General features: G+C 71.6%; 24 protein-coding genes. 14 read left to right on the top strand and 10 right to left on the bottom strand.

What is annotated here, in order from left to right:
- Positions 1–14: 14 nt before the first annotated feature.
- Positions 15–992, top strand: a complete 978-nt coding sequence (locus J2S57_RS32270; protein ID WP_307249798.1) for a GlxA family transcriptional regulator — start codon at positions 15–17, stop codon at positions 990–992.
- Here J2S57_RS32270 and J2S57_RS32265 read toward each other — a convergent pair.
- Positions 952–1,605 carry a pyridoxine/pyridoxamine 5'-phosphate oxidase gene (locus tag J2S57_RS32265; protein ID WP_307249796.1) on the bottom strand — a complete coding sequence of 218 codons (654 nt, stop codon included), beginning with the start codon at positions 1,603–1,605 and terminating at the stop codon, positions 952–954. The two genes, J2S57_RS32270 and J2S57_RS32265, sit on opposite strands and share 41 nt — an antisense overlap.
- Positions 1,606–1,812: 207 nt before the next feature.
- On the opposite strand from J2S57_RS32265, the gene gap reads away from it, so the two are divergent.
- A complete protein-coding gene (gap, locus tag J2S57_RS32260) occupies positions 1,813–2,808 on the top strand; it encodes a type I glyceraldehyde-3-phosphate dehydrogenase (protein ID WP_307249793.1) in 996 nt (331 codons plus the stop codon).
- Positions 2,809–2,923: 115 nt separating this feature from the next.
- The gene (ddaH, locus tag J2S57_RS32255; protein WP_307249791.1) at positions 2,924–3,760 is read left to right on the top strand and encodes a dimethylargininase; all 837 of its coding nucleotides are present in this window, start codon (positions 2,924–2,926) and stop codon (positions 3,758–3,760) included.
- Positions 3,761–3,798: 38 nt separating this feature from the next.
- Here ddaH and J2S57_RS32250 read toward each other — a convergent pair whose 3' ends face one another.
- Positions 3,799–4,578, bottom strand: coding sequence for a LamG domain-containing protein (locus tag J2S57_RS32250; RefSeq protein WP_307249789.1), 780 nt, complete (start codon positions 4,576–4,578; stop codon positions 3,799–3,801).
- Between the two features lie 402 nt (positions 4,579–4,980).
- Between J2S57_RS32250 and J2S57_RS32245 the strand changes: the two genes are divergently transcribed.
- Positions 4,981–5,940, top strand: coding sequence for a helix-turn-helix transcriptional regulator (locus J2S57_RS32245; protein WP_307249787.1), 960 nt, complete (start codon positions 4,981–4,983; stop codon positions 5,938–5,940).
- Here the strand turns inward: J2S57_RS32245 and J2S57_RS32240 are convergent.
- Positions 5,843–6,748 (bottom strand): alpha/beta hydrolase, encoded by a 906-nt coding sequence (locus J2S57_RS32240; protein ID WP_307249785.1) that lies wholly within the window; start codon positions 6,746–6,748, stop codon positions 5,843–5,845. The genes J2S57_RS32245 and J2S57_RS32240 overlap by 98 nt on opposite strands.
- A gap of 212 nt (positions 6,749–6,960) precedes the next feature.
- Here J2S57_RS32240 and J2S57_RS32235 point away from each other — a divergent pair, with 212 nt between their 5' ends.
- Positions 6,961–7,521 (top strand): AAA family ATPase, encoded by a 561-nt coding sequence (locus J2S57_RS32235; RefSeq protein WP_307249784.1) that lies wholly within the window; start codon positions 6,961–6,963, stop codon positions 7,519–7,521.
- Between the two features lie 200 nt (positions 7,522–7,721).
- On the opposite strand, the gene J2S57_RS32230 is transcribed toward J2S57_RS32235, so the two are convergent.
- On the bottom strand, positions 7,722–8,753 hold the full coding sequence (locus tag J2S57_RS32230; protein ID WP_307249781.1) for a zinc-binding dehydrogenase: 1,032 nt from the start codon (positions 8,751–8,753) through the stop codon (positions 7,722–7,724).
- A 102-nt stretch (positions 8,754–8,855) separates the two neighbouring features.
- On the opposite strand from J2S57_RS32230, the gene J2S57_RS32225 reads away from it, so the two are divergent.
- The 4 genes from J2S57_RS32225 to J2S57_RS32210 all read left to right on the top strand — a co-directional run bounded on the left by J2S57_RS32225 (position 8,856) and on the right by J2S57_RS32210 (position 12,662).
- Positions 8,856–9,725 carry a helix-turn-helix domain-containing protein gene (locus J2S57_RS32225; protein ID WP_307249779.1) on the top strand — a complete coding sequence of 290 codons (870 nt, stop codon included), beginning with the start codon at positions 8,856–8,858 and terminating at the stop codon, positions 9,723–9,725.
- Positions 9,726–9,926: 201 nt separating this feature from the next.
- The gene (locus J2S57_RS32220) at positions 9,927–10,985 is read left to right on the top strand and encodes an OmpA/MotB family protein (protein ID WP_307249778.1); all 1,059 of its coding nucleotides are present in this window, start codon (positions 9,927–9,929) and stop codon (positions 10,983–10,985) included.
- Between the two features lie 121 nt (positions 10,986–11,106).
- Positions 11,107–11,652, top strand: coding sequence for a TetR/AcrR family transcriptional regulator (locus J2S57_RS32215; protein WP_307249776.1), 546 nt, complete (start codon positions 11,107–11,109; stop codon positions 11,650–11,652).
- 32 nt (positions 11,653–11,684) lie between these two features.
- Complete coding sequence (locus J2S57_RS32210) at positions 11,685–12,662, top strand: zinc-binding dehydrogenase (protein WP_307249774.1); 978 nt, start codon at positions 11,685–11,687, stop codon at positions 12,660–12,662.
- Positions 12,663–12,674: 12 nt separating this feature from the next.
- Here J2S57_RS32210 and J2S57_RS32205 read toward each other — a convergent pair whose 3' ends face one another.
- Positions 12,675–13,241, bottom strand: a complete 567-nt coding sequence (locus J2S57_RS32205) for a hypothetical protein (protein ID WP_307249772.1) — start codon at positions 13,239–13,241, stop codon at positions 12,675–12,677.
- Positions 13,242–13,342: 101 nt separating this feature from the next.
- On the opposite strand from J2S57_RS32205, the gene J2S57_RS32200 reads away from it, so the two are divergent.
- From J2S57_RS32200 to J2S57_RS32190, 3 genes are all read left to right on the top strand, one after another.
- Positions 13,343–13,909: a hypothetical protein gene (locus J2S57_RS32200; RefSeq protein WP_307249771.1), complete on the top strand. Its 567-nt coding sequence runs from the start codon at positions 13,343–13,345 to the stop codon at positions 13,907–13,909.
- A 497-nt stretch (positions 13,910–14,406) separates the two neighbouring features.
- Positions 14,407–14,724, top strand: a complete 318-nt coding sequence (locus tag J2S57_RS32195; RefSeq protein ID WP_307249104.1) for a helix-turn-helix domain-containing protein — start codon at positions 14,407–14,409, stop codon at positions 14,722–14,724.
- A 41-nt stretch (positions 14,725–14,765) separates the two neighbouring features.
- On the top strand, positions 14,766–15,668 hold the full coding sequence (locus tag J2S57_RS32190; protein WP_307249102.1) for an integrase core domain-containing protein: 903 nt from the start codon (positions 14,766–14,768) through the stop codon (positions 15,666–15,668).
- Positions 15,669–16,490: 822 nt separating this feature from the next.
- On the opposite strand, the gene J2S57_RS32185 is transcribed toward J2S57_RS32190, so the two are convergent.
- The 3 genes from J2S57_RS32185 to J2S57_RS32175 are packed head-to-tail and all read right to left on the bottom strand — an operon-like array spanning position 16,491 to position 19,503.
- The gene (locus J2S57_RS32185) at positions 16,491–17,642 is read right to left on the bottom strand and encodes an ABC transporter permease (protein ID WP_370882730.1); all 1,152 of its coding nucleotides are present in this window, start codon (positions 17,640–17,642) and stop codon (positions 16,491–16,493) included.
- A gap of 5 nt (positions 17,643–17,647) precedes the next feature.
- Entirely contained in the window at positions 17,648–18,310 is a 663-nt protein-coding gene (locus tag J2S57_RS32180; protein ID WP_307249768.1) for an ABC transporter ATP-binding protein, read from the bottom strand.
- A 41-nt stretch (positions 18,311–18,351) separates the two neighbouring features.
- Positions 18,352–19,503, bottom strand: coding sequence for an efflux RND transporter periplasmic adaptor subunit (locus J2S57_RS32175; protein WP_307249767.1), 1,152 nt, complete (start codon positions 19,501–19,503; stop codon positions 18,352–18,354).
- A 90-nt stretch (positions 19,504–19,593) separates the two neighbouring features.
- Here J2S57_RS32175 and J2S57_RS32170 point away from each other — a divergent pair, with 90 nt between their 5' ends.
- Both J2S57_RS32170 and J2S57_RS32165 read left to right on the top strand, forming a co-directional pair.
- Positions 19,594–20,328: a response regulator transcription factor gene (locus tag J2S57_RS32170; protein WP_307249765.1), complete on the top strand. Its 735-nt coding sequence runs from the start codon at positions 19,594–19,596 to the stop codon at positions 20,326–20,328.
- On the top strand, positions 20,325–22,136 hold the full coding sequence (locus tag J2S57_RS32165; protein ID WP_307249764.1) for a sensor histidine kinase: 1,812 nt from the start codon (positions 20,325–20,327) through the stop codon (positions 22,134–22,136). The genes J2S57_RS32170 and J2S57_RS32165 overlap by 4 nt, the downstream gene beginning before the upstream one ends.
- Here the strand turns inward: J2S57_RS32165 and J2S57_RS32160 are convergent.
- On the bottom strand, positions 22,133–23,359 hold the full coding sequence (locus tag J2S57_RS32160) for a hypothetical protein (protein ID WP_307249762.1): 1,227 nt from the start codon (positions 23,357–23,359) through the stop codon (positions 22,133–22,135). The genes J2S57_RS32165 and J2S57_RS32160 overlap by 4 nt on opposite strands.
- A gap of 24 nt (positions 23,360–23,383) precedes the next feature.
- Positions 23,384–24,988, bottom strand: coding sequence for a beta-N-acetylhexosaminidase (locus tag J2S57_RS32155; protein ID WP_307249761.1), 1,605 nt, complete (start codon positions 24,986–24,988; stop codon positions 23,384–23,386).
- Positions 24,989–24,992: the final 4 nt, after the last annotated feature.

The raw sequence follows: 24,992 nt of genomic DNA, 5'->3' as shown, positions 1-24,992 counted from the left end.
TGAGATCGTGAGGTGTGAGCGACCGCCGTCACCGCATCGCCGTCCTCGTGCTCGAAGGCGCGAAACCGCTCGACGTGGGCATTCCCGCCCAGGTGTTCGCGAACCGCCCGACCATGCCCTACGAGGTGCGGGTCTGCGGGGCGGCGCCCGGGCTGGTCACCGGCGGCGACGGGCTCTCGTACCACGTGGCCGAGGGGCTCGAGGCGCTGGAGCAGGCCGACACCGTCTTCATCCCCGGCTACCGCGACCCGGCCACCACGGCGCCGCCCGCGTCCGTCGTCGGTGCCCTGCTCGAGGCCCGTGAGCGCGGCACCCGCCTGGCCGCGATCTCCACCGGCGCCTTCGCCCTGGCTGCCACCGGCCTGCTCGACGGCCGGCGCGCCACCACCCACTGGCACTACACCCGGGCGCTGGCCGCGAGGCACCCGCTGGTCCGGGTCGACGAGAACGTGCTCTTCGTCGACGAGGGCCCGGTGCTCACCTCGGCGGGTGCCGCGTCGGGTATCGACCTGTGCCTGCACCTGGTGCGCACCGACCACGGCGTGGCCCTGTCCAACGAGGTGGCCCGGCGGGTGGTCGCGGCCCCGTTCCGCAGCGGTGGCCAGGCCCAGTACGTGCCGCGCGTGGTGCCCGAGACGGTGGGTGAGCTGTTCGCCGACACCCGGCAGTGGGCTCTCGAAAGGCTGGGCGAGCACATCACTCTCGACGACCTGGCCCGGCACGCGGGCGTGTCGGTGCGCACGTTCTCGCGGCGGTTCGCCCAGACCACCGGGCACGCGCCGATGCGGTGGGTGCTGCGGGCCCGCATCGACGCCGCCCGCGAGCTCCTCGAACGTTCCGACCTCGGCGTGGAGGAGATCGCGGCGCGGGTCGGCGTGGGCACCGGCGCCAATCTGCGGCTGCACTTCCAGCGCATCCTGGGCACGTCGCCGAGCGAGTACCGGCACACCTTCACGGCCAGAGACGTTCCTTCTCCCAGCCCGTTCCGGTAGCGGTGAAACGCAGCCGCACGTGGCGCCTCTCGGCATCCCCCTGCCAGAACTCGACCGTGCGGGCCCGGAGCGAGTAGAGGGTCCAGGCCGGCTCCACGAGATCGGGCCGCTCCGCGAGGCGTTCGCGGGCCCGGTCGCTCGCCGCCCCCAGTTCGGCCGGTGAGCCGAGCACCTGGCTCTGCCGTCCGATCAGGGCCTCGGCCCGGGAGCCCGCCGGCCGGGCGAGGAAGTCGGCGGCGCTGTCGCCGGGATCTGCCGCCACGACCGGCCCGCGGACCCGGATCTGCCGGGCCTGCTCGCGCCAGTGGAAGGTCAGGGCCGCTGACGCAGTGGCCTGCAGTTCACGGCCTTTCGGGCTGGCGGCATGAACCGCGAACTGCCAGCCGTGCTCGTCGAGGTTCTTCAGGATCAGCACCCGGGCGGAGGGGAGACCGTCGAGGCCCGTGGTCGACAGGGTGAGGGCGTGCGGTTCCCGGACGCCGCCGGAGACCGCGAGGTGCAGCCATTCGACGAAGAGGTCCTCCGGGTGGTCGGGGGCGGTGGCCGGGTCGAAGGTGGGCAGATCACCCTCGAAAACCTTCAGGGTGCGCAGGTATTGCCTCAGGTCGCTCATGGTCGAGGACTCTAGGGGGCGGGCCAGGGGCGCCGGTCCTGCTCTCGGCGGCGTTCCGGCCCTGGTCACGTCGCCTGTGTGGCCAGATCCTCGCGGTAAATGGCAAAACTACTGGCCAAATCCTTTCGCACCCTGGCGACCGCGCCACTGTCGAGGGCGTCGTCCGGTCCGCAGGATGGGAGGCACGAACGAGAAGGAGGGGCGGACATGACCCGCATCGCCGTGAACGGATTCGGCCGCATCGGCCGAAACACCCTGCGCGCTCTACTGGAACGCGACAGCAAGCTCGAGGTCGTGGCGGTCAACGACCTGTCCGCCCCGTCGGCCCTGGCGCATCTCCTCACGTACGACAGTGCCCTCGGGCGGCTGGCGCAGCCGGTCAGCCTCGACGGCGACGACCTGGTGGTGGGGGAGCGCCGCATCCGCGTGCTGGCCGAGCGCGACCCGGCGGCCCTGCCCTGGGCCGAGCTGGGTGTCGACCTGGTGCTGGAGTCGACCGGCCGCTTCACCTCGGCCGGCGCGGCTCGCGCCCACATCACCGCCGGAGCGCGAAAGGTACTGGTCAGCGCCCCTTCCGAGGGGGCCGACGTGACCCTGGCCTACGGTGTGAACACCGAGGTGTACGACCCCGAGCAGCACGTCATCGTCTCCAGTGCCTCGTGCACGACGAACGCGCTGGCTCCCCTGGCTGCCGTGCTCGACCAGCTGGCGCATGTCGAGCACGGCTTCATGACCACGGTGCACGCCTACACGCAGGAGCAGAACCTGCAGGACGGCCCGCACCGGGACCTTCGCCGCGCCCGCGCCGCGGGCGTCAACATCGTGCCCACCACCACGGGCGCGGCGAAGGCCATCGGCAAGGTGCTGCCCCGGCTCGACGGCAGGCTCTCGGGTGACTCGATCCGGGTACCGGTGCCGGTCGGTTCGCTGGTCGAGCTCAACACCACGGTCGAGAAGGAGGTTTCGCGTGAGGAGGTGCTCGCCGCCTACCGTGAGGCCGCCGACGGTGAGCTGCGGGGCATTCTCGAGTACGTCGACGAGCCCCTGGTGAGCAGCGACATCACCGGGCGACCCGCGTCCGCCGTCTTCGACGCCGCCCTGACCCGCGTGGACGGGAAGCACGTCAAGGTCGTGGCCTGGTACGACAACGAGTGGGGCTTCAGCCATCGGGTCGTCGACACCCTGGAGCTCATGGCGGGCTGACCCCGGACTGCAGTACCAGGGCTGGCCGGGGGATTGATGGTTCACCAGGCAGTGCTTAGCGTTTCCGGGCAACCGGCCACGGATGGCCACCCCGCCAAGGAGGGCTGAGATTGCCATGACCTCGACCTTTTCCCCGTCCGAGCAGGTCGTTCGGCACGCGACCACCCGGCGTCTGCTGATGTGCGATCCCGAGCACTACGACGTGACCTACTCGATCAATCACTGGATGGACCCCAGCGACCCCGTCGACCGCGACCGGGCCCGCGAACAATGGTCACGGTTGCGCGAGGTCTACGGCGAGCTGGGGCATCAGGTCGAGGTCATGCCGGGAACGCTCGGCCTGCCCGACATGGTGTTCGCCGCCAATGCCGCCGTGGTGCGCGAAGGACGCGTGCTCGTCGCGAATTTCGCGTACCGCGAGCGGCAGCCGGAGAGTGCCGAGTTCCTGCGCTGGTTCGAGCGGTCGGGCTACGGGCGCAGCGCGATCGCGCGGGAGATCAACGAGGGCGAGGGCGACGTGCTCACCGTCGGCCGGTACCTGCTGGCGTCCGTGGGTTCTCGCACCACCCTGGCCGCGCACGACGAGCTGCGGGCGTACTTCGGGGTGCCGGTGATCCCGCTGGAGCTCACCGACCCGCGCTTCTACCACCTCGACACCGCCCTGGGGGTGCTCGACGAGAGCACGGTGGCCTACTATCCGGGCGCTTTCACGGCGGCGGGCGTCACCATCATCGAGCAGCTCTTCCCGGGCGCGATCCGGGCGAGCGAGGAAGACGCCTGCGGGTTCGGGCTGAACGTGATGTCCGACGGGCTGAACGTCGTGGTGTCGCACCGGGCCACGAATCTGATGGAGCAGCTGCGGGCGCGCGGGTTCAACCCGATCGGCCTGGACATGTCCGAGCTGATCAAGAGCGGCGGCAGCGTGAAGTGCTGCACGCTCGAACTGCACTGACGGCCGGGGGCTCCCGCGGGGGCGGGAGCCCCCGGGTGCTACCGGGAGATCTCGACCCGGTCGATCGACTGGGTGAAGCCCGACGTCAGCGGCTGGCTGCCGGTGACCAGGCGCGGCCCGAGGACGAGGTCCATCGGGTCGGTCGGGATGTACTGCGGGTCGCTGATCGTCGACAGCAGCGTGCCGTCGAGGAAGAACTTCACCGCGGACCTGTCGTACTGCAGGGTGGCCTCGTGGTACTGGCCGTCGTAGAGGTCCACCCCGGTGTCGACCTTGACCGACCTGGCCTGGCCCCGCTTCGCGCTCTCGAACAGCAGCTGGGTGTTCGTGTAGCTCTGGTTCGTGGTGTAGCCGAAGTTGATCTCGTTGAACTGGTCCTCGCCCCTGGTCTGGTCCCAGAGGGCGACGCCCCACCAGACGTTCTGCTTCGGGCGCTCGGTCAGCGAGAACGATACCGTGAACGTGCCCTCGGTGAAGCGCTGCCCCTTGTAGCGCGACTTCGACCAGGAGCCGTAGTTGTCGGGGGCGACGCCGGACCTCAGCCGGTAGCGCGCCTTCTCGCCCTCGATGACCGGGCAGTCGTACTCGCAGCTCCAGTTCGTCGTGTCGAAAGACGTGAAGTCGTCGCGGAACAGGACCCCGGTGGCTGACGGCGAGGTGGCCGGGCTGGTCGCCGGGGTGGTGGTGGACGTGGCGCTGGGCCGCTGGCGTGCCCGGTGCGCCGGCTCGGAGGCCTGCGCCTGAACCGCGGTGACGGTGCCGACCACGACCAGGGCGGTCGCGACACCGGCGGTGATCCGCCGACCCTGGGCTCTCACGATGTCTCTCCCTCGAACGGATTCCTGGCGAACGGTTCCGGAGATCTCACCGTAGGGAACCCGCCGGTCGAGCAGGCCTAAGCTGCCGATAAGGGGCGGATAGATCCCGGTGACGTGATGCCGGCGGGTGGAACCACGGGCCCGGAAAAGCGTTGGGAAGGACCCGGAAAGATGGGCCACCCGGTGTTGGGGTCTCCGCTCGCGGTGCCGGCCGGCGGCGCGGGCGCGGCGTCGATGAGAGAGCGCGATCACCACGGCCGGTCCGGCGAGTCCGGTGAACACCATGAGCCGGGCCGGGGCGCCCGCGGGCAGGTTCACCCGGGTGACGGGGTCCGGCGTGGCTGCTTCCGGGGGTCTGCCAGGACCTGTCACGCCCGGGCGGGTGGCCCTACGGTGAACGGCATGAGCGGCAGGAACGAGGAGGCCCGGCACTTCCTGGCCACACGGCGCGCCCGGGTGACGCCCGAGCAGGCCGGCCTGAAGCGTTACGGCGGGCAGCGGCGGGTGCCGGGGCTGCGCCGCGAGGAGGTCGCGATGCTCGCCGGGGTCTCCGCCGACTACTACGCCCGGCTCGAGAAGGGCAATCTGGGCGGCGTCTCCGACGGGGTGCTCGACGCGGTGGCCTCGGCCTTGCAGCTGGGCGAGGCCGAGCGCGTCTACCTGTACGACCTGGCCCGGGCCGCGAACACGCACGGCCCCCGTCCGCGGCGGCTGCCGCCGACCACGATCCGTCCCTCGCTGCAGCTGGTGCTCGACTCGATGAACTCCGCGGCCGCCTTCGTGCGCAACGGCCGGCTCGACGTCCTGGGCACGAATGCACTGGCCCGGGCGCTCTACTCACCGGTCTTCGACAGCCCGACGCGTCCCTCGCCGGGCTCCCCGCCGAACATCGCGCGGTTCCACTTCCTCGACCCGGCCGGCCCGGACTTCTTCCCCGACCGCGAGACCTCCGAGAACACCTCGGTGCAGCTGCTGCGGGCCGAGGCCGGGCGCCGTCCGCACGACCGCCGGCTCACCGACCTGGTGGGTGAGCTGTGCACCCGCAGCGAGAACTTCGCCCGGCGCTGGGCCGCCCACGACGTGCGTCACCACCGGGCCGGGCTCAAACGGTTCCGGCACCCGGTGGTGGGGGAGCTGTCGGTGGCGTTCGAGGCGATGGAGCTGCCCGCCGACGACGGCCTCACCATGACCGTCTACACCGCCGAGCCCGGCTCCCGGGACGCGGAACAGCTGCAGCTGCTGGCCAGCTGGGCCGCGACCCAGGTCAGTCCCCGCCCTGACGAGAGCTCTGTCGAGAGCTCTGACGAGAACCCGGACGAACCAGCCCGATCCGCTCCCGCAGGAAGTCCAGACTCAGCCTGAACACCTCGTGGGCCGTCTCCGGCGACCCGAGCCACATGTGGTCGGCCCCCTCCACCAGCTTCAGGACGACGTGGGCACCCTGCTCTCTCAGCGCGGCTTCCAGCCGCTCGGACTGCCGGTGCGGGACGTACCGGTCTCGGGTGCCGTGGATCAGCAGGAACGGCGGCGCCTGCGCGTGCACCCGGTCGACCGGTGACGCCAGGGCCGCCCGGCCGGGCGCCTCCCGGGCGGTGGCGCCGAGCAGCTGGGCCTCGCGCGCGTCGGGAGCCGACGCGTCGGCGAGGGAGATGCCCGAGGCGAGCGAGTCGTCCGCAAAGGCCCGCAGATCGGAGGGGCCGTACCAGTCGACCACCGCCCCCACCCCCTCGGCGGTCAGGCCGAGCAGCGCGGCCAGGTGCCCACCGGCCGACTCGCCCCACACCGCGACCCGGCCCGGATCCAGCCCCAGCTCTCCCGCGTGCTCCCGCAGCCAGGTGAGGGCGGCGCTCACGTCCTCGAGCTGCGCCGGGAAGGGGGCCTCCCCGCTGAGCCGGTAGTCGACCGAGGCCACCGCGAACCCGGCCGCCGCGATCCGCTCGAACGGGTCCGGGTCCCAGTCGTGCAGCGTGGGCACGAACACCGACCGGCTGCCCCCGTGCCAGCCACCCCCGTGCAGGAAGACCACCAGCGGCACCGCACCCGCGGTGTCGGGACGCAGCAGGTCGAGCAGCAGGGGCCGGTAACCGGGCACGGACGCGTACTCCACCGCCCGCCAGCGCCGCAGGTCGCCGTGACGGGCCGGACGGGGCAGAGCGGACGGGGTGGACATGATCACCAGCCTGCCCCAGATCCGGCCGGGGATCGAGACCCGGGCGTCAGAGCCGGTCGTGCTCCCGCGCGTACCGGGCCGCCTCGTGCCGGACCCCGGTCACCGGCTCCCTGATCCTGCTGCTCCCCACACTCGCCTGGGGCGCCGTGTCCGTGGCCCTGGCCGCCCGGATGTTCCGCCGGGAACCGCGCCGGTGAGGCTAGCCTGGTCGCGTGCCTCGCCTGATCCTGCTGAACGGCGCGCCCGGCAGCGGAAAGTCGACCCTGGCCCGGCGTTACGCCGACGAGCACCCGATGACGCTCGCCCTGGACATCGACACCGTGCGCGGGCTGCTCGGCGGGTGGCTCGAGCGGCCCACCGAGTCCGGGCTCGCGGCCCGGGAACTCGCGCTCGCCATGATCCGCGGGCACCTGCGCGCCGGGCACGACGTGGTGGTGCCGCAGTATCTCGGCCGCATCGACTTCGCGCTCCGGCTGGCCGAGGCGGCCGGGGAGGCCGGGACCGGGTTCGTCGAGGTCGCGCTGGTTTCCGACGTCGAGGAGGCGGTGGCGCGGTTCGGGCGGCGCTCCCGGCAACCGGTCACGGCCGAGCACCGGGACGCCGCCGCGCTGCAGGCCCGCACCGGTGGCGAGGAGGAGCTGCGGCTGATGTACCAGCGTCTGCTCGACGTGATCGCGCAGCGCCCCGGCACCCGCACCGTCCGGAGCGTCGAGGGTGAGATCGACCAGACCTACGGCCGGTTCACCGAGGCCCTGGGCCCGGCCCTGGCCTAGAAGCCGTCCGGGAATCCCGCGCACGCGGGCTCCCACCCCCGACGTCCGGCCCGCGAACGGATCCTCGCCGGTGGACACCGAGCTGCCGACGATCCGGGTGCTCACCCGGGCCCCCGGTCGGTGCCGCACGACTTGAGTCTCCGGAAACGGGGGACGCGCCCGCGCACCTCAGGTGCGCAGGCGCGTCCCCCATTTCGAGACTACGGACGCACCAGCACCTTGAGGCTCTTGCGGTCGGCCATCTGCCGGTAACCGTCGGCGATGCCGTCGAGGTCGGTGGTGACGTCGAAGACCCGGCCCGGCTCGACGGTCCCGTCGAGCACCGCCGGGAGCAGCCGCTCCATGTACGAGCGGGTCGGCGCAGCCCCTCCGGTGAGCCGCACGTTCCGGAAGAACAGGCTGCCCGTCCCGATCGGGGCCTCCTCGTACTGCGGCACCCCGACCCGGCTGATCGTGCCGCCGCTGCGCACCGCGCCCACGGCCTGGTCGTAGGCGGGACGGGTGCCCACGGCCTCGATCACGACGGACGTGCCCTGCCCGTTCGTCAGCGCGCGCACCGCCTCGACGCCCTCCTCGCCCCGGGCGGCCACCACCTCGCTCGCCCCGAACTCGCGGCCCAGATCGGTGCGGGCCCGGTGCCGGCCCATCAGGATGATCTGCCCGGCGCCGAGCTGCCTCGCCGCGAGCACCCCGAGGAGCCCGACCGCGCCGTCACCGATGACCGTGACGCTCGACCCCTGGGTGACGCCGCCCCGCACGGCCGCGTGGTGCCCGGTGCCGTACACGTCGGAGAGCGTGAGCAGTGACGGGACGAGCTCGCTGTCGGCCGGACCCGGGATCCTGAACAGGGTGCCGTCGGCGAACGGGACCCGGACCGCCTCGGCCTGCGCGCCGTCCGCGTCACCGTAGCCCCACATGCCGCCGTGCGGGCACGAGGTGGTCAGGCCCTCCCGGCAGAACTCGCAGGTGCCGTCGCTGAACACCCAGGGTGCGACGACGAGGTCGCCCCTGGCGACAGTGGTGACGTCGGGGCCGGTGTCCTCGACCACGCCGACGAACTCGTGGCCCATCCGGGCCGGGGCGCCCGTGTGACTGGCGTAGGGCCACAGGTCGGAACCACAGACGCAGGCGGCGGTGACGCGCACGACGGCGTCGGTGGAACGCAGGACGCGGGGGTCGGGGACGCTCTCGACGCGGATGTCGTGGGGGCCGTGCAGAAGAGTTGCTCTCATGGCGTCCAGACAAGACGCCGCCGGCCGGGGGCGGCAGAGCGAGCTCATCGGGGGGACAGACGCCACCCCCTTGTCCTGAGCTTCGGATCGTACGGTGGGGGTGTGAACAACCGCACCGCCGTCCGTGACTTCCTGATCAGCCGCCGGGCCCGGATCACGCCGGCCCAGGCCGGGCTGCCCGGCACCGCCCGCCGCCGGGTGCCCGGGCTGCGTCGTGAGGAGGTCGCGGTGCTGGCCGGGGTGAGCACCGAGTGGTACGTGCGGCTGGAGAAGGGGCACATCGCCGAGGTCTCCTACGACGTGCTCGACGCGGTGGCCCGGGCGCTGCGGCTCGACGACGGGGAACGCATCTACCTGTTCGACCTGGCCCGCACGGCACGCGACGAGGCACCGTCCCGGGAGTGCGTGTTCACCGAGACCGAGCTGCCGCCGACGGTGCAGTGGCTGCTCGACAGCATGACGCTCTCCAGCGCGATGGTGAGCGACAAGCGGCTCGACGTGCTGGCGATCAACCCGCTGGGCCGGGCGCTGTACTCACCGATGTTCGCGAGCCCGGCCACGCACGAGCACGGACGGGCGAACCTGGCGCTGTACCACTTCCTCGATCCGGGGTCGCGGGACTTCTACGGCAACTGGGACGTGACGGCGGAGGTGCTCGTGGGCCTGCTGCGGGCCGAGGCCGGGCGGGCGCACTGCGACCCCCGGATCGGTGAGGTGGTCGAGGTTCTCAGCCGTTCGAGCGCGGAGTTCCGGGAGCTGTGGGACGCGCACCACATCGTGATGCACAACCGGGGCGTGAAGCTGTTCCGGCATCCGACGGTGGGTGGGCTGGAGCTGGCGTACCACTCGATGGAGCTGCCGTTCTCGGTGCGGGAGGCGGCGATGCTGACGGTCTGCACGGCTGCTCCGGAGTCGGCGGACGAGGAGAGGCTGAGGTTGCTGGCGAGCTGGTCGGCGTCGGTGGCCACCTGAGGGCGACGGGACACCGGCCGCGAAAAGGACCTGCGTCGCCATCCCGGTACGAGCTTGACCGAGGTGTGCATCACGTTCGTCACCACCCGGAAAGTGCTTGAAAGTCGCGGGGCCCGACCGATCGGTCATCTGGACAGGATCTGGCGGGCGGCGCGGTCGATGTGCTGCGGGCGACGTTTCGGCGGGACGTGAGGACGCGGTATGAGCAGCGGCAGGGCACGGCGCGGGCACGAGGAAGAGGCCGAGGAGCACGAGAACCACGAACGCTGGATGATCAGCTACGCGGACATGATGACGCTGCTGGTCGCGCTGTTCATCGTGCTGTGGGCCATCAGCCAGGTCGACGTGGTGAAGTTCCAGGCCCTGAAGACCGGCCTGGCCTCGGGTTTCGGGTCGCCGACGACGATCATGCCGGGGGGCAGCGGGCTGCTCGACCCGGGTGGCTCGGTGGCGCCGGACTCGCTGAACCTGTCCGGCTCGGCCGGGGTGCAGCGTGAGAACCCGAACGCCGTCACCACCGGCGTGGCGCCGCTGGACGCCGAGAAGGTCGCCGAACTCGTCAACGCGACCGAGCGCTCGCAGGTGCTCGAAGAGGTCAAGAACCTGCAGCGGGCGCAGCTGAAGCTGCGCAACGCGCTGGTGAAGGCCGGCATGAGGAACGGGGCCTCGCTGCGGATCGACGAGCGTGGTCTGGTGGTCACGATCGCCACGGACAACGTGCTTTTCGCGAGCGGCAGCGCGGAGCTGATGCCGCGCGGCGAGAAGATCCTCAAGGCGCTCGGCCCGACGCTGCGAGGGCTGCCGAACCGGCTGAGCATCGAGGGTCACACCAACTCGATCCCGATCAACACGGCGCAGTACCCGTCGAACTGGGAGCTGTCCGGGGCACGGGCGTCGAACGTGCTGCGCTACCTCAAGCGGGAGGACGCGATCCCGTTCAAGCGGATGGGCTTCGCCGGGTTCGCGGACACGCAGCCCCGTCTGGCGGCCAGTGACCCGCGGGCGCTCGTGGTGAACCGGCGCGTCGAGATCGTGGTGCTGGCGCGGGTGGACGACTCCAGCGGCCGGGCGGTGCAGGAGCTGGGTTCGACCGACCAGACCAGCTCGTCCTCCTCGGGTACTGCCTCCCCGAGCAGCGGTACCGCGGGCAGCGCCACGTCCACGTCCACCTCTACCTCTTCCGACGCCTCGACCGACGCCTCGACGACGCGGGTCAAGCCGTCGCCGGACGTCGTCAACCCCCACGTCATCACCCCGTAGCCGCACCTGGCCGGCTCCTCGTCGCAGCGCCCCTTCCCGGAGACGATCCGGGGAGGGGCGCTGTGCTGTCCGGGGCGCCTGCGGTTGCGATCTCAGCTCTTACAGTTGTAAAACTATTGACGTGAGTAAGACGAACCCGATCGTCCTCCGGTCCCGGGCCGCCCTGGTCGGGGCGGCCACCGAGCTGCTCGACGAGCGGGAGGCCGCGGCCGTCTCGGTCAAGGACGTCTGCGAGCGGGCCGGGATGAGCCGGCCGACCTTCTACCAGCACTTCGCCGACCTGGGGGCGCTGTTCGCGTCGGCCGGGCTGGCCCGGCTGGCGGGAGATCTGGACGGTCTGGAGCCGGGCGGCTCCCTCGTCGGGACGTTCACGGCGAGCGTCGATCGCATGCTGCCGCACCTGGAGTTCTACTGCCGCATCTCCGCGGGCCCGGGTGGGCAGCTGTTCCAGGCCGAGCTGGTGCGGCACCGGGCGCTGCGGTTGCGGCGCGAGCCGGCGCTGGCCGTCTGGGGAGAGCGCGACGACGTGTTCTGGGAATTCCTGGCCGCGGGCTGGGTCTGGGTGATGACCCGGCACCTGCACGCCGTGCGCGCGGGGGAGCCCAGCGACGTGACGCCCGGGCTGGAAGCGGTTTTCGGCGTCGTCCTCACGTCTGAACCGAACTGAACCGAACCTCGAGCGAGAGTTGAGAAGAAGCCATGCGCGCAGTCGTCCACCACGAATTCGGCGAGCCCACCGAGGTTCTGGCCGTGGAAGAGGTGCCCACCCCCGAACCCGGCCCGGGCGAGGTGCGGGTGCGCACGGTGCTGTCCGCGGTGCACAACCACGACCTGTGGACGATCCGGGGTACCTACGGGTTCAAGCCGGAGCTGCCCGCCCGGGCCGGCACCGAGGCCGTGGGGGTCGTGGACGCGCTCGGTGAGGGGACCGAGGGTGTCCAGATCGGGCAGAGGGTCGCCGTCAGCACGGTTTTCGGGGTGTGGTCGGAGTACTTCGTGGCCCGGGCCGCGCAGCTGATCCCGGTGCCCGACGCGATCTCCGACGAGGCCGCGGCCCAGCTCGTCGCGATGCCGTTCTCCGCGCTCAGCCTGATCGACTTCCTCGGGCTGAAGGAGGGTGACTGGATCGTGCAGAACGCCGCCAACGGGGCGGTCGGCCGGCTGGTGGCGCAGCTGGCGAAGCCCCGCGGCATCAACGTGCTCGGGCTGGTGCGCCGGGCCGAGGCGGTCACCGAGCTGGAGGCGCACGGCATCGGCAACGTGGTCGCGACCGGTGTCGAGGGCTGGCAGGAGAAGGCCCGCGCGATCACCGGTGACGCGGTGGCGCTGACCGGCGTCGACTCCGTGGGTGGCTCCGCCGCCGGCGACGTGGTCTCGCTCCTCGGTGACGGCGGCACCCTCGTGGTGTTCGGCGCGATGGCCTCGCCCACGATGGAGCTGCCCTCGGGCGCCATCATCTTCCGCGACCTCACGGTGCGGGGCTTCTGGGGCAGCCAGGTCAGCAAGAAGATGGCCCCCGAGAAGCGCCGCGAGCTCATCACCGAGCTGATCACCCGCGCCGCCGACGGCTCGCTGACCCTGCCGGTCGACGCGGTGTTCCCGTTCGAGAAGGTGCGCGAGGCCAGCACGGCGAACTTCACCGCTGGACGCGACGGCAAGGTCCTGCTCAAGCCCTGAGCCGGCGGTGACCTACAGGTAGAACGGCTGCTGCTGCTCCGGGTCGGCGCGCACGACGTCGAGACCCGGGGTGGCGAGCAGCTCCTGGATCGCGGCCTCGGAGGCGCCGACGCCGAGCCAGTGGTGGTCGACGTCCTTGGCCAGGCACCAGGAGTGGTCTTCCGGCCAGACCAGGGCAGCCTCGAGGTCTTCGTCGGTGCTGCCGGGCACGTCCCACTGCCCGGCGTCGGCGAGCGGGCCCGTGAACAGGTAGTAGGCGCGGTTGGGGATCATCACCATCGGCTTGAAGCCGGGAATCTGCGTGCCCCAGCCCTCCCACAGGCAGAACCATGCGGTGGCGGGGGTGCCGGTGTGCCGCGCGAGCACCTCGAGCACTCGCCGGGTCTGCTCAGGCTCGCTGTTCGCAGCGGACGGCACCTCGCTCGCGCTCTGCAGCGGCCGCTCCGGGTCGGGCAGGAAACGCACTCGCACGTACCCCGGGAAGCCGCCCGGGCCGAACCCGGCGACCTGCGTCCAGTCCTCCTCGGCCTCCATGATCCACGCGGCGGCCGGGGTGTCGGGTGAGGGCTTCAACGTCACGCGAACATCCTGGCAGCACCTCACAAGAACCTAAAAACTGCCTGCGAGTCTCGATCTCACCCGCAGGAAGGCCCGGCGGGGATCGAAGGAGGCTTCTTCCCTTGCGCAGGAAAGCTTTTCAGGCCGGAACCGTTCTGCCGGCCGGCACCGCGGCCGTCTTCCTCGCTGTCTCCATGGCGGCGTGCTCGTCGGGTTCCTCGTCGGCCGCCGGGACGGCCCCGAGCGTCGCCAGCCTGGTGACGCAGGACGCCCGGACCGCCGCCGGCAGCTCCCCGGCCGGCACGTCCAAGCAGCTGAGGGAGCGCATCGACATGACCGAGGCCGAGCGCGACGCCCTCCAGCAGCCGTACCTGGACTGCATGAAGGAGAACGGCGTCGACGTGATGAAGTCCCGCGGAACGGTGAACGACAAGACGGACGCCGCCAACGAGGCCTGCGAAGACCTCCTGCCCCTGCCCGCCTGGGAGCTCGACCCCGCCAACCCGGAGGCCCGCACCTTCGCCGGTCACGTCCGCGACTGCCTGAAGGACAGGGGTATTCGCTACGTCGAGGTCAACGAGGACGGCGTCGGCCTGTCCCTCGGCGGCGCCAAGAACGACGCCCGGTCCATCGAGCTGGGCCTGCAGTACATGAACGAGTGCGAGCGCGAGGCCGCCGCCCAGAAGTAACCGCCCTGCCCCGCCCACCACCAGCCCCGCCCACCACCAGCCCCGCCCACCACCAGCCCCGCCCACCACCCGCCGGAAGAGGGGCGGATCGGCCCTGACCACGGGCGAACGCCCGCCGGCGATCAGGCCCGATCCGCCCCTCTCGGCGTCGCCCCCACCGCCTCGAGCCCGGCTGCACATCCCGGTCGCAGCCCAGAACTCGACGCGACACTCGTCGGCAACCCAGACTCGTCGGCAACCCAGACTCGTCGGCAACCCAGACTCGTCGGCAACCCAGACTCGTCGGCAACCCAGACTCGTCGGCAACCCAGACTCGTCGGCGACCCAGACTCGTCGGCGACTTACGCCTGTTGGCGGCCCGCGCTCGTTGGCTACTTGCGCCTGTTGGTGGGTCGCGCTTGTTGGCTACTTGCGCCTGTTGGTGGGTCTGACCCGCGTCATGATTCTTGGCAGAGGTAGTTTCTTGTCCCTCTGACCAGCAAGGGAGCATGTCGATCATGCCTCGTCCACCGTCTCTGCCACCGGCCGAGAAGCAGCGGATCATCCTGTCGATCCTGGCCGGCGAGATGACCGTTGCTCAGGCCGCCCGCCAGGCCAAGGTCTCCGAGCAGTCAGTCGGGACCTGGAAGCGGCAGTTCCTCGAGGCCGGCCTGGCCGGCCTGTCGTCGTCCTCGAACCGGGCCTCCAGCCGAGAGCAGCAACTCGAGGCCGAGGTCGCGGACCTGACTACGGCGCTGGGCGAGGCCGCGGTCGAGCTGCGGGTGTGGAAGAAGTCGGCCGAGCACCGCCTGGGCCCTTCGAAGACCTCGAGGTGATCCGCTGCCAGGCGGGCATACCGACCACGAGGTTTACCGACATGATCGGCATGCCCGAAAGAACCTGGCGCCGCTGGCAAGCCCGCGCCAAAACCGACCAGCCGCCTCGCGGCCCGTGGCCGATGCCGGTCTCGCAGGCCGCCGAACCGATCGTGGCCAAGCACGCGCAGGAGCACCCGGCCTGGGGCCACCGAAAGATCTGGGCCATGACCCGCTACGACGGCGTGAGCGTCTCCCAGGCAACAGTTCTGCGGATCATGCGCCGACGCGGCCTGCTCCTGCCAGCCACCTATCAACGCGAACGCCGCCAACTGGCAGCCGCCCGCAAGGCCGCCTTCGTGAACCCACCGACCGGACCGAACCAGGTCTGGCAGCTTGACTTCTCGGAGTTCGAAACGCGAAAGGGAGGAACCTGGAGACTGGCTGCCTGCCGCGACTACTGGTCGAAATACGAGTTCGGCTGGCACCTGTCACCCACCGCGAACCAGCACGACGCGATCGCCTCGATCGACCTGGCCACCACCGAGGCCGAACGCCTCGCCGACGGCCTTGACCTGCTCGAACAGGTCGTCGATCGTTCCACCGGGCTGATCTCACCCGTCGTGATCGTGACCGACAACGGCGGACCGTTCCGCTCCTTCAGGTTCGAGCACTACATCAAGACCCGACCCGAACTGGCACACGTGCGCACCCGAGTCCGCACGCCCGGACAGAACGGCACCCGCGAACGTGGCTTCGGCACGCTGAAATACGAGTGGCTCTACCGCCACGACATCGACCACGGCCCGGCCCTGGCCGAGCAGGCCGAGGCCTACCGGCTCGAATACAACACCCTCAGGCCTCACGAGGCCATCGCCTGGAACCGCCCGCTCGAAGTCCACCTCGGCCTCGCCGACCCGGCAACACCCAACTTTCCCGACCCAAAAAGTCTGCCAACTACTTGACGCGGGTCAGGTCGCGCTTGTTGGCTACTTGCGCCTGTTGGTGGGTCGCGCTTGTTGGCGACTTACGCTTGTTGGTGGGTCGCGCTTGTTGGTGACTCGCGCCCGTCGGCGACTTACGCCCGTCGGCAACCCCCCCGACGCATCTCGCCGGTGGAACGGCACCTCGCGAATGGATCGGTAACTCGCGTCCTGGGGGCCACCTCGTCCGAGGAGAAGAAGCGTGGTGCTTTCGATTATCGATAATCGAAAGCACCACGCTTCCCTGCCGGGCCATGAGAGGACAGCGGTCCGCCCGAGCCGTGGCCCGGCCATCTGATCACTCCGGCAGCAGCGTGGCCGAGTGGGTCGAGCTGGGCCTGGCGCCTAACGAGCTTCGCAGCGGGCAGCGGGCAGCGGGCAGCGGAGCAGCGGGTCACGGGGATCCAGGGGGCCGGTTTCCTGTGGGGCAGGGCTGTTTCAAGGGGACGGACGGCTCAGGGCTGGAAGGTGCAGGGGCGGGTGCGGTTCGGGGCTGGACGACGCAGGGGCGGGCGTGGCTCGGGAGTCAGGGGGGCGGGCGTGGCTCGGGAGTCAGGGGGGGCGGGCGTGGCTCGGGAGTCAGAGGGGCGGGTGTGGTTCGGGCCAGACGGTTCGGGGGTGGGTGAGGTTCGGGGCCGGATGGTGCAGAGGGGCGGTGCGGTTCGGGAGTCAGATGATTCAGGGGGCGGGTGCAGTTCGGGGTCGGATGGTTCGGGGCCGGACGGGAGTCGGAGGATCGGGTACGGGTACGGGTACGGGTACGGGGCTGATGAGGGCTGGGGCTGAGGGGGCGTGGGGTTGGGGCTACGTGGAGGCCAGGGCGACCGTGGGGGTGAGGCGGGATGCCCGGACCGCGGGGTACAGGCCCGCCAGGACTCCTACGGCTACCGCGCCGATCACGCCGGCCAGCGCGGCGGCGGCCGGGATCACGACGGGCCAGCCGTTCCAGGAGGCGTAACCGGCCGTGGCCAGCACACCGAGCAGGGTTCCGGCCAGGCCTCCGAGCCCGGCCAGCATCACCGACTCGGTGAGGAACTGGCTGCGGATCTGTCCCCGGGTGGCTCCCAGCGCTCGTCGCAGCCCGATCTCCGCGCGGCGTTCGAGCACCGAGATCACCATGGTGTTGGCCACGCCGATTCCGCCGACCACCAGGGCGACGCCGGCCAGGCCCAGGAACAGGACCGAGAAATTCTGCTGCGTCGCCCGTTTCGCGGCCAGAGCGTCGGAGGGGCGGCTCACCGTCACGTCGCCCGGGCGCTCCGGCGCCACCGTCGTCGCCAGCACCGACCTCACCGCCTCGAGCTGGGCCTCGACGCTGCGCACGTACAGGGCCGTCGGGTGGCCGTCGAACCCGAGCGTGTGGGTGGCGACCGGCCAGCCGACCAGCGCCGCGTAGTCCAGGTCCGGCGTCAGCGCCACCGGCTCCAGCAGGCCGACGACCGCGAACTCGGTGCTCCCGATCGTCACCAGCGGCGCATGGTCGAGCGAGGTGATGCCCAGCCGCGCCGCCGTCCGCGCCCCGAGCACGGTCGTCGGAAGGCCGGGATCGAGCCAGTGCCCGGCGGCCAGGGAACCCCCGACCGCCGGCATCAGCCCGGGCGCGGCGGCCAGCACCGCCAGGTCGGGATTGGCGTCCGCCGCGATCTCGGCGTTGCGCCGCACCGGGGTGTGCGTGTTCCCGACCGCGCTGACCTCGGTCACCGGCTGGATCCGCGACACCATGGCCACCGCCGACTCCGGGATCCGCGCCGGCGGGTCCTGGTCGGGCACCGCCGTGACCTGCAGCAGGTTCGTGCCCAGCGCCGACAGCTGCCGCATCAGGTCGGCCTGGCTGGAGGCGGGGACGGCGGTGACCACGATCATCGTGGCGATCCCGATCGAGATGCCCAGCGCCGACAGCCCGGCCCGGGCCCTGCGCACCCGGATACCGAGGGCACCCAGGCTCAGTGTGTCCAGGATCTTCACGCGGCCAGCCGCCCGTCCCGGATCTCGACCCGCCGCGGCAGCGCCGCCGCGATCTCCCGGTCGTGCGTGATCAGCGCGATCGTCGTGCCCTCCTCGTTCAGCCGCCGCAGCAGCCCGAGCACGGCCTGCCCGTTCGCGGTGTCCAGCGCCCCGGTCGGCTCGTCGGCCAGCACCAGCGACGGCCGGTTCACCAGCGCCCTCGCGATCGCCACCCGCTGCCGCTCACCCCCGGACAACTGCTGCGGCCGGTGCCCCGCCCGCGCCGCCAGCCCCACCCGGTCCAGCGCCTCCAGCGCCAGCGGACGCCGCCGGCGCCGCGCCACACCCCCGTACAGCAGAGCCGTCTCCACCTGGGCCACCGCACTCAGCCCGTCGGTCAGGTGGAACTGCTGGAAGACGAACCCCAGCTCCCGCGCCCTCAACGCCGACAGCGCCCGGTCACCCAGCCTCGACACGTCCTGCCCGGAGATCCACACCGACCCACTCGTCGGGTGCTCCAGCGTTCCCATGATGTGCAGCAACGTCGACTTGCCCGACCCGGAAGGCCCCACGATGCCCACGAACTCACCGGCCGACACCGTCAGCGACACCGCGTCCAGCGCCGTCACCCCGCCCGGATAGACCACCGAGGCCGACCGCACGTCCAGCACCGCAGCCATCCCCGTCACTCCACCCGTCCCAGCCACTCCACCCATCACGCTCACTGCGCCACCACCACGGAAAGCCCCTCGGCGAGCCCGGACCCGCTGACCTCGACCATCCCGTCGGCGAACATGCCGGTCTCCACCCCGATCAGCCCCCGGCCGTCGGCCGGCTCGACCGCATACCCGCCCTCACGCAACGAAACCAGGGCCTCGACCGGGGCGACCAACGCGTCCTCGATCGTGCGGGCCGTGAACGTGACCTCGACATCGGCCGCATCGATCTTCGCCAGCGGCTTGAGCCGGTCGAGGGTGATCGTCACCGCCAGCTTCTGGGCCTCGTCGGAACCGCCCGGAACCCCCGAGCCGGAGGACGCGGTGAGCACCCGACCCTTCCCCGTCACCTTCCCGGCGACATCGGATCCGTCGGGGAGCACCACGTCCACCCGATCGCCCCGGTTGATGCCGCCCGCCTCGGTCATCGTCGCCATCACGGTCACGGCCTTGCCCGTCGACGTCAGCCCCAGCAGCGGCTGCTCGACCTCCGCCCCGGTCTGCACCAGCACGGACTCCACCCGCACCGGCCCGGACCGGACCTCCACGTCACCGATCTCGATCCCCCCGGTCGGCTCGCGACCGGTGTCCTCCTGCCAGCGCCTGATCGCCGCCTTCAGATCCGCCGTGAGCACCGCCTCACCACTGCCGGTCACCGACCGGTCCGCACCCCGCACCGACCCCGGGGAAGCACCGGTACCCGAGCCGATGTCGTACCCCAGCGCCTCCAGGTTGTCCGCCACGATCTTCACGTCGCGCCCCACCAGGCCCACCTCCGACAGCGGCCGGTACAGCGGCAGCCTGCCGTAGAACAGGGCCACCGGCTGGTCGTCGTTGCGGTACAGCGACTGTCCCAGCGTCACCGTCGCCCCCGGCTCCGGCAGCCAGGTCACCGTGCCCCCGCCCCGCCCCGTGAGCTCGAACGCGGTGCCGTACCCCACCTGACCAGTGAGCGTCTGCCCGGTCGAGAGGTCCCGGCGTTCCAGCTGCGCCGTGCTCGCCGGCGGCGTCGCCGCCTCGGTGGCCCGGGCCGGTTCGTGCCGCACGACCAGATAGCCGCCGGTCGCGACCAGGGCCACGAGAATGATGGACGCGGCGGTCCGGAACGCCCGTCGGCGCCCCTCGGGCGGGGGCGGGGAGGCAGAGCTGCTCGACATGGCCATCAGGCTGGTCAGGACTTTTGAGGAACTTGTCAGGTTTCGGCCTCGATCGAATTCCGGCCGCCGCGAACGTTTAGCATCGGCCGGGTGGGAGCTCACGTACTGGTGGCCGAGGACGACGCCCGGCAGGCCGAGATGCTCCGCCGCTACCTCGCGGCGGAAGGGCACACGGCCACGGTCGTGCACGACGGCGCCAGTGCGCTGCAGCAGGCCCGCGCCGCCGCCCCCGACCTGCTCGTGCTCGACGTGATGATGCCCGGACTGGACGGCCTTTCGGTGTGCCGGGCACTACGGGAGGAATCGGCCGTCCCCATCCTCATGCTCACCGCCCGCGCCACCCTGGACGACCTCGTACGCGGCCTCGACACCGGCGCCGACGACTACCTCACCAAGCCCTACAGCCCCCGCGAGTTCATGGCCCGCGTCCGCACCCTCCTGCGCCGCGTCACCGTGCCCCGGCCGAACCCCTCGAAACCCCCGAACGACCCGGAAGACCGCACCTTCGGCATCGGTGACCTCACCGTCGACCCGGCCCGGCACCAGGTCACCCTGGCCGGCTCCCAGATCGACTGCACCCCGGGCGAGTTCGCGATCCTGGAGACGCTCGCCGCCGCCCCCGGCCGGGTCTTCACCCGCGCCCAGCTGCTCGTGCACACCAACGGCCTCGACCGCAGCTCCACCGAGCGCACCATCGACGTGCACGTCATGAACCTGCGCCGCAAGATCGAGCAGAACCCCCGCCGTCCCGCCTACCTGCTCACGGTCTTCGGCATCGGCTACCGGATGAACGCCGACGTCCGCCCCGGCCCCGGGCAGCCGTGAGCGTCCCCCTGCGCCACAGCCTCGTCGCCCGCCTGCTGGTGATGTCCGTCGCCATCGCCGTGATCTCGGTCGCCGCCACCGCCTGGCTCGCCACCCGCACCGCCACCCAGGCCATCCGCCAGGAGCAGGGGCGCTCGCTGGCCGGCGAGAAGGCTCTCTACGACACCCTCATCGACTACGCGGCCACCCGTCGCGACTGGTCCGGCGTGCGCCCACTGCTGGCCGAGCGGGCCGACGACCTCGACCGCCGCATCACCCTGACCGCCCTCACCGACGGCGCGGTCGTGGCCCAGTCCTCGGCGGGACCGGCCCCTCCCGCCGGCACCCAGCCCTCCGCGACCGTCGACCCGCTGCGCATCGACACCACCCTCACCGGTGGCAGCAGCCGCATCGACGCGCGCGTGCTCGGCCCGTACGTCCTCACCGACCAGGAGAGCGCGGCCCTCGACGACGCCGCGGTGAGCCTGATGCGCTGCCTGACCGCGACCGGGGGAGTGGACCTGGACGACGTGGAGATCGTGAGGGCGGCGAGCGGCCGCCCCACGGTCGAGACGGCCGCGGGCGTCGACGCGGCCGTGCTCGCCGACTGCCGCGCACGCAACCCGAGCCCGGTCACGGCCACCGAGCGCGCCGCCCTGCTCGACCTCGGGCGGCTGGTCACAGACTGCCTCGGGGCGGGCGGCACGACCCGGCGCCCGGTCACCGTCCCGCGCGCGACCACGGCCACCAGCGTGCTCCTCGACCAGGACTCCTGGTACACCGGCCCGGACACCGCCCAGGCCCGCACCTGCCTCGAGCAGGCCCGCCGCGAGCAGCTGCAGCCCTACGTGGCCCCGGCCGTTCAGCTCTTCGTCACCGATCCCGACACCGGGCAGGCCGGCACCGCCTTCACGCTCTCGAACGGCAACGTCGTGCGCATCGTCGCCGTGACCGGCGGCGTGCTGCTCGCGACCATCCTGGTCACGGTGCTGCTGGGCCGCCGCCTGGTGCGCCCGCTGCGGGCACTGACCGACGGCGCCGCCCGGCAGGAGCCGGTGACCCTCACGTCGAAGGACGAGTTCGCCTATCTCGCGCGGGCTCTCAATGAGGCCCGGGAGCGCCGCGACCGTTCCGAGGCGCAGCGCCGGGCCATGGTCGGCGACGTCGCCCACGAGCTGCGCAACCCGCTGACCACCATCCGCGGCTGGCTGGAGGCGGCCCAGGACGGCCTGACCCCCACCGACCGTCCGCTCGTCGACCTCCTGCACGACGAGACCATGCTGCTGCAGCACGTGATCGACGATCTGGCCGATCTCGCCGCGGCCGACGCCGGCACCTTCCGCGTGCACCGCGAACCCCTCGAGCTCAACGACGTGCTGGTGCCCGTGCTCGAGGCGCACCAAGGGGCGGCCGACGCGGCCGGTGTCGTGCTGCGGGCGGACGTCGAGGGGGAGCCGACCCTGACGGCGGACGCGGTGAGGCTGCGTCAGCTGGTCGGCAACCTGGTCTCGAACGGTCTGCGTTACACCCCGGCCGGGGGGACGGTGACGGTGAACGCCCGCAGCGACGGCGATCTCGTCACCGTCGCGGTGGAGGACACCGGCACCGGCATCGCTCCCGAGCACCTGGACAAGGTCTTCGACCGCTTCTGGCGCGCCGACACCTCCCGCACCCGGGCGAGCGGCGGCAGTGGGCTGGGCCTGGCCGTCGTGCGCCAGATCACCGAACTGCACGACGGCACGATCGAGGTGGAGAGCAGGCTGGGGGAGGGGACGACCTTCACCGTCCGCCTCCCCGCCCACTCAGCAACGGCCTGCGACACGGCCTAGAGCCGGAACGGGTTCCACCCCTTCGCCGCCAGCAGGTACCAGGCCGTGGCCCCGGTGTGCAGGCTGGCGTGGTAGAGATCGCCGAAGCCGGTGTCCAGACCGTCGGACGACGCGGCCGGGATCCCCCGTCCGTCACCGTGTTCGGTGGTCGCCTGAGCCTTCTCGATCGCGGCCAGCAGTGGCCGCGCCGCCTTCGCCGACCCCCGGGCCCTGAGCGCCAGCGCCGTCTGGGCCGTGCCCTCCAGCCAGACCTTGCTCACGTCTGCGTCGCTGTAACTGACCCCGGTGATCCCGGCGTCGGTCGCGGCCAGGTTCGCGAGGGTCCAGTCGACCGAGCGGCTGTACCGCCGGTCGAGCGTGGCCAGGTAGGCCCACGTCTGAACGTCTTCCGGGATCGGGCGGGTGTTGGTGGTGACCCCGTCGGGATCGGTTCCGGTCCACAGGTGCCCGTCCGACGCGTCCTGCATCGCCTCCACGAAACCGAAGGCGACCCGGGCCCGCTGCCGCCACACCGGCCGGCCCGTGAGCGAGGCCAGCATGGTGAAGAACGCGCCCACGTCGATGTTGTGCTCGGTCGCCTTGAACGTGTTCGGCTCGTCCGCCGCGTTGCGGCCGCCGGTGTACCCGTACGGCGCCCGCACGACGTCGTAGGTCCTGTCCTGGATCCACTCGGCCTCGGCGAGAGCCCCTTCCAGGAAACGCTTCTGGCGGGTGCGGGCGTACAGGTGCGCGAACGCCATGCCCACCCACGCCTGGTTCCCCGTGAACGCCGCCGGGGAGCCGATGTCGAGCGAGCCGTTGAGGGTGGTGAACGAGTCGGGCTGGTAAGACGCCCGGGTGCGCCCGTCACCGATCGGGTCGTGTTCCTGGGCGTAGAGCAGGGTGTCGCCCAGGATCGTGGCGCGCCGCACGTCACCGCCCGCCAGCCAGGCCATGATCACCAGCGCGTCGTCGTAGGCGAACGACGAGACGAAGTCCCAGGTCGGCGTCTGGAAGAACCCACCCGTGTAGCTGCGCGGCACCCGCAGGTCCGAACCGCTGCCGAACTCGTCGAACTTCGCGGACAGGAACGCGTAGGCCCGCCGCACCGGGTCGGGGGACACGGCGGCCGGGGTCACGGCCGCCGAAGCTATCGAAGGCCGGGCCAGGCCGGCAACGACCGCCGCGCCGCCCAGACCGCCCAGCAGCATCTGCCGCCGGGACGCGCCATGCTTTCCGTCCATGGAAACGCTACCTCTCGAGAGGAATTACCGAATGTTCGCGACCAGGGCGGCGATGTGCTCGGCCCGCTCCTGGCGGGTCGACGGCCGGCCCGCCACGCCCGGCCGCTTCTGCCACGGCCGCGGCCCGTCGGCGTGCCGGTACTCCACGCCGATCGCGTCGAGCCGCTCCAGGTGCTGCTCCAGCCGGGCGCTGAAGTCGGCGAAGTCGCGGGGCTGGGTGCTCCACAGCGCCTCGGCCACCGCACACAGCCGGGGGAACACGAGATAGTCCACGGCGCGGGGGTTGTCGGCGTGCTCGGTCCAGATGTTGGCCTGCCCGCCGAGCACGTGCCGGGCCTCGTCGGCCGAGAGTTCCGCGGGCACCGGCTCGAACCGGTACACGTCCTCGAGCGTCAGCGGAATGGCCACCGGGATCGGCTCGTCCGGCGATTCGGACTGCCGGTAGTCGAGGTAGACCACGTCGTCGGGGCAGGCGATCACGTCGTGACCGCGCCGCGCGGCCGAGACCGCACCGGCCATGCCCCGCCACGAGGCCACGGTCGCGCCCGGTGCCAGGTCGCCCTCGAGGATCTCGTCCCAGCCGAAAACCCTTCTCCCGGCGGCGGTCAGGTGGTCGTCGAGACGCCGCACGAACCAGGTCTGCAGGTCGGCCTCGCGGGTCAGGCCGAGCTCGGCCATGCGCTCCTGGGTGCGGGGGTCCTTCTCCCACTGGTCGCGCGGGCACTCGTCACCGCCGATCCCGATGAACGTCGACGGGAACAGGTCCATGACCTCGTCGAACACGTTCAGGAAGAACTCGACCGTCGACTCCTCCAGGTTCAGCACGTCACGGCTGATACCCCAGCGGGTCCACACCTCCACCGGCTTCCCGTGCACCCCGAGCTCCGGGTAGGCGGCCAGCACGGACTGCACGTGACCGGGCGTCTCGATCTCCGGCACCACCGTGATGAAACGCTCGGCGGCGTAGGCGACGATCTCGCGCACATCGTCCTGCGTGTAGAAACCCCCGTGCGGGCGCCCGTTCTCGGGAGCGCCTTCGCGCTCGGCCCCGACCTGGCTGCTGCTGCGCCAGGCGCCGACCTCGGTCAGGCGCGGGTAGCGCTTGATCTCGAGCCGCCAGCCCTGGTCTTCGGTCAGGTGCCAGTGCAGTGTGTTCAGGCGGTGCAGGGCCATCAGGTCGATGAATCGCAGCACGTCGTGCTTGGGCATGAAATGCCGCGCCACATCGAGCATCACACCGCGCCAGCCGAAGCGCGGGGCGTCGTCGAGAGTGCCGGCCGCGGCCTCCCAGCGGACGCCGGTCACGAGTCCCCGACGGTGGATCTCGGGCGGCAGGAGCTGCAGGAACGCCTGGCAGCCGTAGAAGACCCCGGCCGGCCCGCCGCCGGTGACCACCGCACCGGTGGGGGTGACCACGAGACGGTACGCCTCGTCCGCCATCTCGCTCGAGAGCGCCAGGCGGATCGTGCCACCGGCCTTCTCGCGGAACGGGAGACCGGTGGCGGGCCTCAGGGCCGACTGGAACCAGGTGAGGACGCCGGTGAGCTCGTCGGGTGCCTCGAGCGTGGTCACGCTGTCGAGGACGAGGAAGCCGTCGGAGGCGGTCTGTGTGGTGGCGCGGGGGATCATGGTG

Source organism: Kineosporia succinea (assembly GCF_030811555.1).
Classification (GTDB): Bacteria; Actinomycetota; Actinomycetes; order Actinomycetales; family Kineosporiaceae; genus Kineosporia; species Kineosporia succinea.
Note: the sequence above shows the minus strand (reverse complement) of the source record. Positions and strands in the feature narration are given on the sequence as shown.